This is a genomic window from Pseudoscardovia radai (assembly GCF_002259605.1).
GTDB classification, from domain to species: Bacteria; Actinomycetota; Actinomycetes; order Actinomycetales; family Bifidobacteriaceae; genus Pseudoscardovia; species Pseudoscardovia radai.
The window spans coordinates 55,655-68,060 of record NZ_MWWR01000005.1 but is presented as its reverse complement, the minus strand read 5'-3'; the positions used below and the strand labels follow the sequence as shown (position 1 = coordinate 68,060).

The following is a 12,406-nucleotide window of genomic DNA, read 5'->3' as shown; positions in this document are numbered from 1 at the left end:
GCTGCGGTGTGTGCGGCGCGCTGCGGTGTGTGCGGCGCGCTGGAACACGATTCCTGGAACACGATGTCCGCCGGCATGCGGTGGTCGGTGGAACAGCCGGCTTCGCAAAGCCGTCGATTCAACTGTCCGCCGCGCGGATGCGCCGGGGAAGAGGCGCGGGATTCGGTGGGAAAATCGTGAGGGATGTCGTCAGAGCAAAGAAAAACCCTGCCACCCGTCGATGGCAGGGTTTCCGTTCAAGCTACTCGGCGAGGCGAGAATCCACAGCCGCCGGATAGTTACGACCGCGGTATGCGCCGCAGTTCGGGCAGACGGTGTGGGGGAGCTTCGGGGCTCCGCAGCTCGGGCATGCCACGGTGACGGTGGCGGAGGCCTTCCAGTTAGCACGGCGCGAATGCGTGTTCGCGCGCGACATCTTGTACTTAGGCAGTGCCATTTTTGTTCCTCAATTCGAATTGTTGGAGCTTAAGCCTTTGAGAGTATAGCACATCTGCTGAATTTCGCGAGTTGGGCTCCGGTCGTGCCGGTCAGGAGGCGGGATGGCCGTTCGCATCCGTGCCGGCGTTGGTGCCGGCGTCGTTGTCATCATCGGTGCCGTCGCCGCTCTCGTCGCTCGTGCCATCGTCGCCGTCCTGCAGCTGCTCGAGGCGGCGCTTGAGGTCGCCGAGCTGGGACCAGCGGGCGTCGTAGGTGTCGTGGTGATGCTGCGGATCCGCGTTGAGGTCGGCGCCGCATTCGGGGCACAGTCCCAGGCAGTCGGGCTTGCACAGCGGCTGCGAGGGCAGCGAGCCGACGAAGAAATCGCGCAGCGTGGACTCGAGGTCCATGATCGTGGCGTTTTCGAACAGCGGGTAGGTGTCCTCGCCTTCGTCCTCCCCGGCGTCGATATCCTCGTCGCCGTCGAAGTCGGGCGTGGATTCGGGCATGTCGTAGGGGAAGTAGGCGCTGAACTGCACGAGCCAGTCCTGGTCGAGCGACTTAAGGCATCGGCTGCATTCGCCCACGAGCCCGGCCGTCGCGGTGGCCGTGAGCAGCAGGCCGTCGGCGAGCGACTCGATGCGTCCCTCGACGCGCACATCCGAGCCCTCGGGGATGCCGAAGTACTCGTCGCCGATGCCGCTCGGCGCGGGCATGACCATGTCGACGCTCTTCGTCTGTCCGGCGCGGCTGCCGACCTGGGCCACGGGAATCGCCCACGGGGAGTCGCTGCGATGAATTGCCATGTTCTGCCTTTCGGTTTCGGCGGGCCGCCGGGTGCGGCGCCGCCAGTTATCTACGATTGCGAATCTACGATTGCGCTGCCGTCGGGTTGCGCCGCGATCAGCCCTGTTGCGCCTCGTCGCCGTCGGACGCGTTCTGCGCCTGCGTCTGCGCATCATGCGCCTGCTGCGCCGCGGTCAGCGAATCCAGGGCACCCTGCGCCTGGGCCTTGCGCTCATTGATGACGCGCACGCCTTCGTTGACGCTCGCCGTGACATGCTGCAGCTGGCGGCTGAGCTCGCCCATGACGTCGTTGCAGTACTGGTCGGCGCCAATCGTCAGCTTGCTCGCCTTCGCCTGCGCGTCGGTGACGATGCGCCGCGCGCGATCGGTCGCGATGGCGACCACGTTCTGCTGGCCGGCGAGGAACTCCGCGCGGTCCTCTGCGGTATGGATGATTTCCGCGGCCCTCGCATTGGCCTTGGAGATGACGGAATCGGCCTTGAGCTGCGCCTCGTCGAGACGCAGGTTGGCCGTGCGCATAAGGCTCGAGGCCTGCGAGAGCTGCACCGGCAGGTACCGCTTGAGGCTGTCGAGTTCCTCGAGCAGATGGCTGCGGCTGACGCGCGCCGTGTCATGGTTGAACAGCGTGCCCGGCGCTTCGGTGATCTCGGCGATCATGTCATCGATGAGATCGAAGGCGGTGCTGAACTGGTTATGCGCCATCTCCTCCTCGTCCTCGGAGAGGATGTCGTCGGCGGCGGCGCTCGCCTTCGCGGCGCGTGCGGCGGCGGATGCCGAGGCGACGGAGTGGGATTCGGGGTCGTCGGCGGCGTAGTCGTCGATCGGCTCGTCGTCATCGTCATCGGGAAGCGGGGCGTTCTCGTCATCGTCGTCGCCGGCGGCGTAGGAGTCAAGCATGATGTCCGCGGTCACGGATGCCGCGGGCGCGGCGCTGTGGAAATCCGTCGTCTCCACGTCATCGGCGGCAGCGGAGGCGCTGGCGGAGGCGGCGAGCGATGCGTCTGACGATGATGCCGCCGACTGCGCGGCGATATCGCCCGATGACGCTGCTGCTGCCGCATCCGGGGCGGTGCCGGTGCCTTCGTTGACGGTTTCGTCGGTGGCGTCGCTCATGCGCTTCTCCTTTTGTTGTTGTGCCGGGCTTGTTGTGCCGGGCGCGCGGTCTATGCGGCCTCGTTCTGTGCGCGGCCCTCGCGTCCGGTTGCGGCGGGCGTCGGTGTGTCGTGCGTGGTTCCCATTATCGTGCGCCGATATGACTTTGGCGCCGCGTTTCGCCCGGCGCGTCATGGGCGTGGCATGGGCTCCGGGCATCGCAATCGTGTTTCTTACCGCCTGTGCCCGGGATCCGCCTACAGCTCGGGATGCGGCATCGCCTTGTTGAGCATGGGGATCACGGAATCGGGCACCATGCCCGTCACATCGCCGCCGTGGCGCGCCACGTCCTTCACGATGGAGCTGGAAATATGCTCCTTCATGGGGTCTGCGGGGAGGAACAGCGTCTCGATGCCCGCGAGCTTGCGGTTCACGAGCGCCATGCCGAGCTCGGCCTCGTAGTCGCCGTTCTGGCGCAGGCCCTTGACCATCACCGTGGCGCCGACGTTGGTGCAGTACTGCGTGATGAGGCCGGTCCAGCTGCTCACGATGACGTTCGTGTATCCGTCGTCATCGAGCGCGCGGCGCAGCATGGCGATGCGTTCGTCGGTGGTGAACAGCGGTTCCTTGGCTCCGTTGACGGCGATGACCACGTGAACCTGTTCGAAAAACGCGGTGCATCGCTCGATGACGTCGAGGTGGCCTGAGGTGACGGGATCGTAGGATCCTGGGCATACGGCTATTGTCATGGTTCCTAGAGTACTCGGCGGCGCGTGCGTGTGCGCGGGGCGCGGGGCGCGGAAGGGTTGCGGTGGGTGCGGGGCGTGCGTGTGCGCGGGGTGCTGAGGCGGGCCACGATTGCCCCATCGTGACCCCGCATGCGTTTCGGCCATGCGGGGAATTCACGGAACCGCGCGTTTCTCGGCCGTATCATGGGAGCATGACTGCAGCACAATACCGTGGGGAAGCCGCTGAGAGAACCCTGATGGGGGCCGGCTTCCGCGATGAGGCCGACACCTCCACCTCCACCGGCACCGGTGCGTCCACCGCGACGCTCGAGCGCACCGAGACGAAGCCCGAACGCTCGACCGACGACGGCGACGCCGACCGCTTCGCGCATTACGTCGCCAAAGACAAGGTCATGGAATCGCGCCTGACCGGGCGCCCCGTCGTCGCGCTGTGCGGGAAGGTGTGGGTTCCCAAGCACGATGCGAGCAAGTACCCGGTCTGCCCCGAGTGCAAGCGCATCTACGACCAGATGATGTCCATGGGCCGCTGAGCCGTCCATTGGGGAGGGGGCCGGGAGGGATCCCTCCCCGGGATGCGCACTCAGCCGATGTTGAGGGTCTGGGTGTTGATCGCGGGATCGCCTTCCGACAGCGACAGCGCGCCGATCGGCAGCTCGTCGAGCTCGGCCTTGTGGTAATCGCGCGCGGCGAACAGCGCGTCGCGCGTCGTGAGGCTCTCGTCGATCTGCCCGTGGTCCACAGCGCAGATCAGCAGGTCCTTGACGTCGCCGTATTCCGCCGGCGCCGTCCACTTCTCGAGCGACTCCTTGCTGCCCGCGAGCACGAGCTCGCCCTGCGCCAGCCCGTACTGATAGGAGCGCAGCGCGCGCTTGCGCCAGCCCGTCGTCGCCTTGCCGAACGACTTCTTCGCCACCGGCGCCATCTCGCCGGCGCCGTTCTCGCGCTCCACAAGCTTGTACACCATGTTGCAGGTGGCGCAGCCCGAGCCGGTTACGAGGCGCGTGCCCACGCCGTAGGAGTCCACGGGCGCGGTGGCGAGCGCGGCGATCGAGTATTCGTCGAGGTCGTTCGTCACGGTGATCGTGGTCTTTGTGGCGCCGAGGGAATCGAGCTGGCGGCGGGCACGCTGGGCCATCGTGGCCAGGTCGCCCGAATCGATGCGGATGCCGCCGAGCTCGGGGCCCGCTACCTCGACGGCCGTGCGGATGGCATCCTCGATGTTATAGGTGTCGGTGAGCACGGTCGTGCCCTTGCCGAGCGTGGCGATCTGGCTGACGAAGGCATCGCGTTCCGTGTCGTGCACAAGGGTGAAGCAGTGCGCGGCGGTGCCGATGCACTTGAGGCCGTATTTCTTCGCGGCGGCCAGGTTCGCGGTGCCGGCGAAACCGCCCACGATTGCGGCGCGTGATGCGGCGATCGCGGCCCATTCGTGGATGCGGCGCCCGCCCATGTCCATGCACGGACGGTTGCCCGCCGCCGCGGTGATGCGGCTGGCGGCGGTGGCGATGGCGGAATCGTAATTCAGAACTGACAGCAGCAGCGTCTCCAACAGCACGCATTCGGCGAAGCTGCCCTCCACCTGCAGCACGGGGGAGTTCGGGAAGAACATCTCGCCCTCGCGATACGCCCAGATCGAGCCGTGGAACTCATAGCCGCGCAGCCACTCGATGCATTCGTCCGACACGATGCCGTTGTCCTTCATGTATGTGAGGTCGGACTCGTTCGGCTTGAAATCCTTGAGGTACTCGAGGATGCGCCCGAGTCCCGCGACCACGCCGTAGCGGCGGCGCAGCGGCAGGTGGCGGGCGAAGACCTCGAACACGCAGCGGCGGTTCGCCGTTCCGTCGCGCAGGGCCGCGTCGAGCATCGTGTACTCGTACATGTCGGTCATCATCGCGGGGCTGAAATCGAAGTAATCCATGGTCATGTGCAACTCCCTGCTTTCTGTGCTTGGCTGGGTTTGGCGGCGCCCTGGGTTCCGGGCGGCGCCCTGGGTTCCGGACATGCTGTGGGGCGCGGCTCCGGAGGGGCGCGACCGCGTCGAGCTGGTCTCATTCTAGGCCGTGACGCCGGTTCCCGCCCTTATTTTCCGCTTTTCCGCGCCCCGATACGCCTTGCCCGCGGCAAGTGGCGGTCGAGGGTACATTGTTCTGCGCCCTCGGTGCGGGTTAGGTGGGGAAAGGGGCTGTCGGGGTGGGGTAATCGCGGTCGAGGGTGCACGATTGCGCGCCTTCGGAAGGGTGCCCGGATGGCGGGTATGGAAACGCCCGGAATCCTGTGATTCCGGGCGATGTGGGAACCGAGCTTTGGCGGGGGTTATGTGGTGTGGGGGTTATGTGGTGTGGTCACGCCACATTCGAAGAATGTGGAGCGGTGCCATCGTGTGCCCTGGCGCCAGCACCGTCCGCCGCAGCGCCGTCGTCGCCGTCAGCCGGCGCGGACCCGTCCGGCAGCGTGCCGCGCGAGCCGCTCGTCCCCGGCAGACAGCCGGTGAGCGGCGTGCGGCGAGGCAGAACGTGGTCGATGAGGCACAGAAGCAGTCCCGCGATGCAGAACGCCGTCATGTAGATCATGATGTTCTTGCCGAGCCCCGCCCATCCGAGCTCCCTGAGGTTCACGAATCCATACGGATACGGGTCACCGCCTTTCTCGGGGCCCGAATTCGGCCAGATCTGCGCGCGGACGAGCACGAACGCCAGATACACGGGGAAATACAGCAACCACCAGAACGCATATGACCACGGGTAGCGTTTGTGCTCGTCGAACACGAGGAAGTCGACTGTTGCCAGAATCGGTGCGATCACATGCACCATGCGCACGAGCGGAATGCCCGGCAGCCACGAAAGAAACACGAATTCCGCGGGGTCGGTGGGTGGCAGGATCGCGGCCGCGACGATTCCCGTGATGAGGATGTTGAGCGTCAGCATGCCCTTGAGCCACGCGGGCGGCTGCTTCGTGCCCGTGAACGACGCGATGGCCGCCCAGAGCATCGTGATGCCGAGCAGCAGGTTGGTCTGATGGGTGAAGTACACGAAGTTCGCGGGCTTCGCGAAGCTCCACGTCTCGGATGTGCCGGCCAAACAGAAGAACGCGATGACGAGTCGAAAGACTCCAGCTACATATCTCATGGTCGTCCACCATAGAGGATGTCTTGAACAGGTCGGCCTCGCGGTCTCCCATCGGACGTGCCGCCACGATGGGAGTTCCGCCGCGTGGCGTGACGTGCCGCGTCCGCCAGCCTGCGGCGTGCTCCGTGTATTACGATGGGGGCGGCTGACATGGCCGCGGTGCAAGAGTCCGTGGCACGATATGGAAGAGGCAGATACACGATGGCAGGAACGACGACTATGACCAGGGCCGACGGGCGCGCGGTGGACGAGATCCGTCCCGTGACGATCCAGCGGCATTGGACCGACGCGCCGGAGGGCTCGGTGCTCATCCAGTGCGGCAAGACGCGCGTCATGTGCACGGCGAGCTTCACCGAAGGCGTGCCGCGCTGGCGTCGCGACAGCGGTCTTGGCTGGGTGACCGCCGAGTACGCCATGCTTCCGCGCGCCACGGCCGAGCGTACCGAGCGCGAATCGGTCAAGGGCAAGATCGGCGGCCGCACGCATGAGATCAGCCGTCTTATCGGGCGTTGCCTGCGCGGCGTGGTGGATATGAAGGAGCTGGGCGAGAACCAGATCCAGATTGACTGCGACGTGCTCCAGGCCGACGGCGGTACGCGCACCGCGTCCATCACGGGCGCGTGGGTCGCACTCGCCGATGCGCTCGCATGGGCGGAGAGGAAGCGCATCATCCGCAGTGCCAGCCGCGCCCTGACCGACCAGGTCTCCGCGATTTCCGTCGGCATCATCGACGGCACGCCGATGCTCGACCTTCCGTACGTCGAGGATTCTCGCGCCATGACCGACATGAACGTCGCCATGACCGGCTCCGGTGCCTTCATCGAGGTGCAGGGCACCGCCGAGGGCAAGCCCTATACCCGCGCCGAGCTCAACACGCTTCTCGACCTCGCCGAGAAGGGGAATCGTGAACTCCAGGCCATCCAGAAGGAGGCGCTCGCCCATGACTGACGCCATGCCGATCAACGCCGCGCCGAGCAATGCCGCGCTGGCCGACGCCTCCGCCGCCTCCGCGCCGGCCGCCGGCCGCACGCGCCTTATCGTCGCCACCCATAACGAGGGCAAGCTCGTCGAGATCCGCAGGGTCCTCGACGAATCCCTCGGCGACGACGCCGCACGCATCGATATCGTCACCGCCGGCTCCCTGGGCCTGCCCGACCCCGTCGAGGACGGCGTCACCTTCGAACAGAACGCGCTGATCAAGGCGCGCGACGTGGCCCGCCGCACCGGATGCGCCGCGCTCGCGGATGACTCCGGGCTCATCGTGGACGTCATGGGCAATGCGCCGGGCATCCTGTCGGCGCGATGGGCCGGACGCCACGGCGACGACGCGGCGAATAACGCGCTGCTGCTCGCGCAGATGGCGGATATCCCCGACGGGCATCGCGGTGCACGGTTCGTGTGCGCCATGGCGCTCGTGGTGCCCGCCGCCGACAGCTCGCTCGTCGAGCGCACCGTGCGCGGCGAGATGCCCGGACGCCTGCTGCATGAGGCGCATGGCGCGAACGGCTTCGGCTACGATCCGCTGTTCGTTCCCGACGACCAGCCCGACCGCGCGGCCAACGCCGTCGAGCCTCTGACTTCCGCGGATATGACGCCGCAGGAGAAGAACGCGATCTCGCACCGTGGCAAGGCCATTCGCGCCATCGTCCCCGCCATCGAGGAGCTGCTCGTCAGGAGGTAGCCGCCGCGTCGTGTGAAGCGCCGTCGCCCGCCCCACCCGACGCGCCGATACCGTCGATATCGTGAAGACCCCGGGCCGACCTGGTGGCGCACGCGGGGCACCGCGCCCCCCGAGTAGCATAATGGGGCGGGACCTTTCCGCGCCGGCATTCGCGCCGGACACGGAGGCGACGGCGCGCACGAGAACGCGCGCCGGGCGCGAAGGAACGCATCGAGCAGAGGAATTGACAGCATGCGAGATTTCGAATTTGTCACGCTCACGCCGGAGGAATTCGACGGGTTTTCGGCGAAACACCCGCAGTCGAATTTCCAGCAGACCGCTGCCATGGGGCGTCTGCGCGAGGGCGAGGGAATCGACGTGGAGTATCTCGGCATGCGGGAGAACGGCCGCATGGTGGCCGCGGCCCTGTTCGAGACGCATCACGGCAAGCTGTCCACGTTCAGCGAGGTGCATGACGGTCCGCTGTGTGACTGGCACGACCGCGAGCTCGTCGAGCGCTTCATGGACGCACTGAAGCATCATGCGAAGGCAAAGGGCGCCGCACAGCTGGGAATCACGCCCGAGGAGCCGTATCGCCTGCGCGCGTCCGACGGTGGTGAGATCGACGGCGAGCAGGGTGCGCCGGCGGATGACATCGTGGAAACCCTCAAGGACTGCGGATTCGAACACGAGGGTTTCACCGTCGGATACACCGCCGTTCCGAGGTGGCGCTATGTGAAGGACCTGTCCGGCATCTCGGACGAGAAGGCGTTGCTGAAGTCCTATGACAAGCGCACGCAGTGGAGCGTGAAGCGCGCCGCTTCGATGGGCGTGCATGTGCGCGAACTGGGCGCGGACGAGCTGGGCGTGTTCGCGGATATCGAGCGCCAGACCGCCGAGCGCCGCGGTTTCGAATACCGCGGCGAGGAGTATTTCCGCCGTTTCAAGGAGGCGTTCGGCAACGCGGCGCATTTCACGGTGGCCGAGATCCATGTGGCCGAATATGTGGCCGACATGGAGACGAAGCGCGATGCGCTGCAGGCGAAGGTCGAGGCGCTGCAGGCCAAGCAGGCCCAGCATCCCACCACGAGGACGGAGCGCCAGCTGGGCGAGGAGACCCGCAACCTCGAGGCGGCGCGCAAACGTCTGGCCGAGGCTGCGGAATATGCGGGGGACGGAGACGTGCTTCCGGCGGCGGCATCGCTGTTCGTGGAGAATCCGCGCGAGACGGTGTATCTGTTTTCGGGAAGCGTGGAGCGCTACAAGCCGTTCTATGCGTCGGCGCTTATCCAGCACTGGGCCATGCTGCACCTGTGTGTGGAGCGTGGCGTGGACCGGTACAATTTCTACGGCATCTCCGGCGTGTTCGGCGACCCCGATGACGAGGGGCGCGGCGTGCTCGAGTTCAAGCAGGGCTTCAACGGGTATGTGGAGGAGCTCACGGGTTCCTTCGTGCTGCCGGTCCGTCCGATGGTGTTCAGGCTGAAGAACCTGGCGCATCGAATTCTCGGCCGTTGAGCCGATGGCGCACGATGGTGCATGGTCGGCAAATAGATAGGCAGGAACAGGTAGGAATGACAACTCAGAAGACGTACACGGTCGGGCAGATCACGCCCGCCGAACTCGACGCGCTGTCGGCGCGGCACCCGCAGGGCGGCTTCCAGCAGACGTCGCATATGGCGACGCTCGCCCAGCGCGGCGGCATCACGATTGACTGCGTCGGCGTGCGCAACGCGGCCGGCACCATCGTGGCCGGATGCATGATCGCCTTCACCAAGGGGCGCTTCGGCCTCGAAGGCTCCATCTGGCTCGGCCCCCTGTGCGACGAGGACGACGCCGAGCTGCTCGCCGCCATGACCCGCGCCATCACCATCTGCGCGCGCAAACACCACGCCGTGTCCGTCAGCTGCTGGCCGGGCCAGGTCTACATGCGCCGCACCACCGACGGCGAACCCGACGGGCCCGCCGATGACGCGGCCATCGAGAACATGACGCGCCTGGGCTGGCGTCACGCCGGATTCGACCGTGGCTATGGAAGCATCGTGAACCGCTGGGTGTATCTCAAGGACCTCACGGGTATCAAGGACGGCGACGCGCTGCTCAAGACGTACCTCAAGAACACGCGGCGCAACGTCAAGATCGCGCGCAACAGCGGCGTCACCGTGCGCCGGCTCGGCCGCGACGAGCTGGACGTGTTCCACGACATCTGCGAGATGAGCGCCGAGAAACAGCATTTTGCGAACCGAGACCTCGCGTATTTCCAGCGCTTCTACGATTCCTTCGGCGATGACGCGCAGTTCATGCTCGCCGAGGTGCATCTCGATGAGTATCTCGCCACATGGCAGGGCAAGTTCGACGCCGCCACCAAGGAGGTCGAGCGCCTCGAGGGCACGTTGCCGACCGCGAAGTACCCCGACAGCGTGCGCAAGAAGATCGCCAACGCCAGGCGCGACCTCGACGCCGCCACCGCGCGCGTGGCCGACGCCACCGAACGCATCGGCAAGTACGGCGAGGTGGTGCCGGTGGCGGTCGGGCTCTTCGTGTGGCATCCGCGCGAGCTTGTGTATTTCTCCAGCGGCTCGAACGGCGACTTCGCCAAGTTCTACGCCCCCACCGCGCTGCAGCATGAGATGATGAGCGAATGCATCCGCCGTGGTGTGACGCTCTACAACTTCTACGGCATCTCCGGCCTGTTCGACGACCCCGATGACGAGGGGCACGGTGTGCTCGAGTTCAAGCAGGGCTTCGACGGCTTCGTGGAGGAGCTCGTCGGCGAGTTCACGCTGCCCGTGAGCCGCGTGCGCTTCGCTCTCATGCAGCTTGCGCACAAGATTCTGAAGCGGTAGCGGCTGGGATCGGCCGCGATGGGCGCCGGCTACACCAGCATGTACACGGCGCTGGTACAGGCCAGCGAGATTACCGCGGTCACCGACAGCGTGAAGCCGGCGAGGCGGGCATTGCCCAGCACACGGTCGGTGAACAGCGTGCCGAACACGGTGCACGGCGACAAGCACAGCATCATCACGATTTTCCTGGTCGTCGCATCGAATGGCAGGAGGAACCACGCGGCCGCCGCGCAGGCGGCCTCGACGAGGAACCGCCAGCCGATCACGCGCACCACGGACCGCACCTCGTCCCAGTCGCTCGGCAGTTCCATGAGCATGCCGACCATCAGCATCGAGCAGAAGCTGTTCGCGTTCGCGCCCGGCGTGGTGACCTGGCCGAGCCAGTCCGGCAGCTGCACATGCGCGAGCATCAGCGCCACCATGACGATGTAGATGTCGAACGGAAGCGAGGAGAAGAGGCTGCGCAGCGCCTGACGCAGCTGCGCGCGCCGGGCGAGCCGCCGTGCCTCGGGCGTCGTGGGCCGCACTGCCGGCAGCCTCGTGGCGCCGCGCGGATGCGCCTGCTCGCTCAGCGGCTTGTCAGGTGAGATATGGAGTGTGCCGGTGGTGAACACGTTCATGAAGCTGGAGATGACCGCCGAATTGCCGATGTCGAACATCACCGCGGTGATGACGGCGGCCGGCCCGTAATATGCCTGGATCACGGGCATGCAGAAATTGCCGGTGTTGAAGCCCGTCACATTGAGCATCTCGAACGCGCGCTCCTCGACGGGCTTGCGCCATGTGACCGCGTACATGATGACCAGCGGGATGCTGCTGCACAGGAACGAGAACAGGGTGATCCACAGCAGGCCGGTGTCATGCTCCGCGCCGACGAAGCTGTTGATGATGACGCATGGGATGGTGATGCCGAACACGATGCGCTGCACGATGCGGTAGTCGCGTTCCTTGAAGCGGCCCGTGCGTTTGAACAGGTATCCGGCGGCGATGATGAGCAGGAAGGACAGCGGTGTGACCAGGGCGTTCATGGGGTCTTCCTTCTGCGATGTGCGAGGCGCGTGTGCGCGAGTGCGTGTGCGCGTGCGCGAGTGCGCATGTAGGCGGGCGCACGGCGGTGCGATGCGTGTGAATGTCTCCGTGGCGATGATAAGGCCGCGTGTGTTTCCATGGCGCGTTTGGTTCACATCGTCGTCGTAGTGCGCCTTCCCCGCGATGCCGGTATCCCGCCGCCTATTCCTTTGCCGCCTCCTCAAGTCTGCGTGCCAGCAGGTGCAGGGCGAGGTCGTCGATGAGGTCGGGGCGGTGGCCCGACCATGTGGCGTTCGGTGCGACGACGACGGGCACTTGGCGGTATCCTGCGTCGGCGAGCTGCATCATCGTCTGCGGATTGCGGGTCAGGTCGATGACGGTGAAGTCGATGCCCAGCTCCGTCAGGCGGCGCTCCGTCGCGGCGCATTGCTGACAGTTCGGTGTGGCGAACACTGTGATGCCCATGGGACCTCCTTGCGCTCCCGTCCGCATGCCGCGCACCATGCGCGGTGTCCGGCGGGTGATAGTCAGCCTACACCGTGTCAGATGCGGCTTGAATCACTAGATATGCCATCGTATCGGCGTGTCTTATCTATATGTAGAGTGCTGAATGACGGTTGGGGGAACGCCTTGCGGGCTGTCGGGGCATGGTGCGGAGGGGCGCGCGGGAGTGTGAGA

12 protein-coding genes and 1 pseudogene are annotated in these 12,406 nt (G+C 66.1%); 5 read left to right on the top strand and 8 right to left on the bottom strand.

What is annotated here, in order from left to right:
* Positions 1-241: 241 nt before the first annotated feature.
* The 4 genes and pseudogenes from rpmF to coaD all read right to left on the bottom strand — a co-directional run bounded on the left by rpmF (position 242) and on the right by coaD (position 3,065).
* On the bottom strand, positions 242-436 hold the full coding sequence (gene rpmF, locus PSRA_RS03585; protein ID WP_094660533.1) for a 50S ribosomal protein L32: 195 nt from the start codon (positions 434-436) through the stop codon (positions 242-244).
* Between the two features lie 187 nt (positions 437-623).
* Positions 624-1,223 (bottom strand): annotated as a pseudogene (locus tag PSRA_RS03580) (YceD family protein); the annotation flags it as partial.
* Between the two features lie 97 nt (positions 1,224-1,320).
* Complete coding sequence (locus tag PSRA_RS03575) at positions 1,321-2,337, bottom strand: hypothetical protein (protein ID WP_094660531.1); 1,017 nt, start codon at positions 2,335-2,337, stop codon at positions 1,321-1,323.
* A 236-nt stretch (positions 2,338-2,573) separates the two neighbouring features.
* A complete protein-coding gene (gene coaD / locus PSRA_RS03570; RefSeq protein WP_094660530.1) occupies positions 2,574-3,065 on the bottom strand; it encodes a pantetheine-phosphate adenylyltransferase in 492 nt (163 codons plus the stop codon).
* A 236-nt stretch (positions 3,066-3,301) separates the two neighbouring features.
* On the opposite strand from coaD, the gene PSRA_RS03565 reads away from it, so the two are divergent.
* Positions 3,302-3,595, top strand: coding sequence for a DUF3039 domain-containing protein (locus PSRA_RS03565; protein WP_094660529.1), 294 nt, complete (start codon positions 3,302-3,304; stop codon positions 3,593-3,595).
* A 50-nt stretch (positions 3,596-3,645) separates the two neighbouring features.
* Here the strand turns inward: PSRA_RS03565 and PSRA_RS03560 are convergent, their stop codons facing one another.
* Positions 3,646-4,986 (bottom strand): nicotinate phosphoribosyltransferase, encoded by a 1,341-nt coding sequence (locus PSRA_RS03560; protein WP_094660610.1) that lies wholly within the window; start codon positions 4,984-4,986, stop codon positions 3,646-3,648.
* A gap of 424 nt (positions 4,987-5,410) precedes the next feature.
* Positions 5,411-6,193: a Pr6Pr family membrane protein gene (locus PSRA_RS03555; protein ID WP_169712470.1), complete on the bottom strand. Its 783-nt coding sequence runs from the start codon at positions 6,191-6,193 to the stop codon at positions 5,411-5,413.
* Between the two features lie 201 nt (positions 6,194-6,394).
* Here PSRA_RS03555 and rph point away from each other — a divergent pair, with 201 nt between their 5' ends.
* The 4 genes from rph to PSRA_RS03535 all read left to right on the top strand — a co-directional run bounded on the left by rph (position 6,395) and on the right by PSRA_RS03535 (position 10,699).
* On the top strand, positions 6,395-7,141 hold the full coding sequence (gene rph / locus PSRA_RS03550) for a ribonuclease PH (protein WP_094660528.1): 747 nt from the start codon (positions 6,395-6,397) through the stop codon (positions 7,139-7,141).
* Complete coding sequence (locus tag PSRA_RS03545; protein ID WP_245834870.1) at positions 7,134-7,874, top strand: non-canonical purine NTP pyrophosphatase; 741 nt, start codon at positions 7,134-7,136, stop codon at positions 7,872-7,874. Before rph ends, PSRA_RS03545 begins: the two co-directional genes overlap by 8 nt.
* A gap of 231 nt (positions 7,875-8,105) precedes the next feature.
* On the top strand, positions 8,106-9,371 hold the full coding sequence (locus PSRA_RS03540; RefSeq protein ID WP_094660527.1) for an aminoacyltransferase: 1,266 nt from the start codon (positions 8,106-8,108) through the stop codon (positions 9,369-9,371).
* A 56-nt stretch (positions 9,372-9,427) separates the two neighbouring features.
* Positions 9,428-10,699: an aminoacyltransferase gene (locus tag PSRA_RS03535; RefSeq protein WP_245834869.1), complete on the top strand. Its 1,272-nt coding sequence runs from the start codon at positions 9,428-9,430 to the stop codon at positions 10,697-10,699.
* 29 nt (positions 10,700-10,728) lie between these two features.
* Here PSRA_RS03535 and PSRA_RS03530 read toward each other — a convergent pair whose 3' ends face one another.
* Positions 10,729-11,727: an AEC family transporter gene (locus PSRA_RS03530; RefSeq protein ID WP_094660525.1), complete on the bottom strand. Its 999-nt coding sequence runs from the start codon at positions 11,725-11,727 to the stop codon at positions 10,729-10,731.
* A 202-nt stretch (positions 11,728-11,929) separates the two neighbouring features.
* Positions 11,930-12,193, bottom strand: coding sequence for a glutaredoxin family protein (locus PSRA_RS03525; protein ID WP_094660524.1), 264 nt, complete (start codon positions 12,191-12,193; stop codon positions 11,930-11,932).
* Between the last annotated feature and the right edge of the window lie 213 nt (positions 12,194-12,406).

What these genes read in the sequence shown, in the direction of transcription:
- rph (WP_094660528.1), top strand. Translation starts at nt 6,395, where the DNA reads ATGGCAGGAACGACGACTATGACCAGGGCCGACGGGCGCGCGGTGGAC.
- PSRA_RS03545 (WP_245834870.1), top strand. Translation starts at nt 7,134, where the DNA reads ATGACTGACGCCATGCCGATCAACGCCGCGCCGAGCAATGCCGCGCTG.
- PSRA_RS03565 (WP_094660529.1), top strand. Translation starts at nt 3,302, where the DNA reads ATGGGGGCCGGCTTCCGCGATGAGGCCGACACCTCCACCTCCACCGGC.
- PSRA_RS03535 (WP_245834869.1), top strand. Translation starts at nt 9,428, where the DNA reads ATGACAACTCAGAAGACGTACACGGTCGGGCAGATCACGCCCGCCGAA.
- PSRA_RS03530 (WP_094660525.1), bottom strand. Translation starts at nt 11,727, where the DNA reads ATGAACGCCCTGGTCACACCGCTGTCCTTCCTGCTCATCATCGCCGCC.
- PSRA_RS03555 (WP_169712470.1), bottom strand. Translation starts at nt 6,193, where the DNA reads ATGAGATATGTAGCTGGAGTCTTTCGACTCGTCATCGCGTTCTTCTGT.
- PSRA_RS03560 (WP_094660610.1), bottom strand. Translation starts at nt 4,986, where the DNA reads ATGGATTACTTCGATTTCAGCCCCGCGATGATGACCGACATGTACGAG.
- PSRA_RS03540 (WP_094660527.1), top strand. Translation starts at nt 8,106, where the DNA reads ATGCGAGATTTCGAATTTGTCACGCTCACGCCGGAGGAATTCGACGGG.
- coaD (WP_094660530.1), bottom strand. Translation starts at nt 3,065, where the DNA reads ATGACAATAGCCGTATGCCCAGGATCCTACGATCCCGTCACCTCAGGC.
- rpmF (WP_094660533.1), bottom strand. Translation starts at nt 436, where the DNA reads ATGGCACTGCCTAAGTACAAGATGTCGCGCGCGAACACGCATTCGCGC.
- PSRA_RS03525 (WP_094660524.1), bottom strand. Translation starts at nt 12,193, where the DNA reads ATGGGCATCACAGTGTTCGCCACACCGAACTGTCAGCAATGCGCCGCG.
- PSRA_RS03575 (WP_094660531.1), bottom strand. Translation starts at nt 2,337, where the DNA reads ATGAGCGACGCCACCGACGAAACCGTCAACGAAGGCACCGGCACCGCC.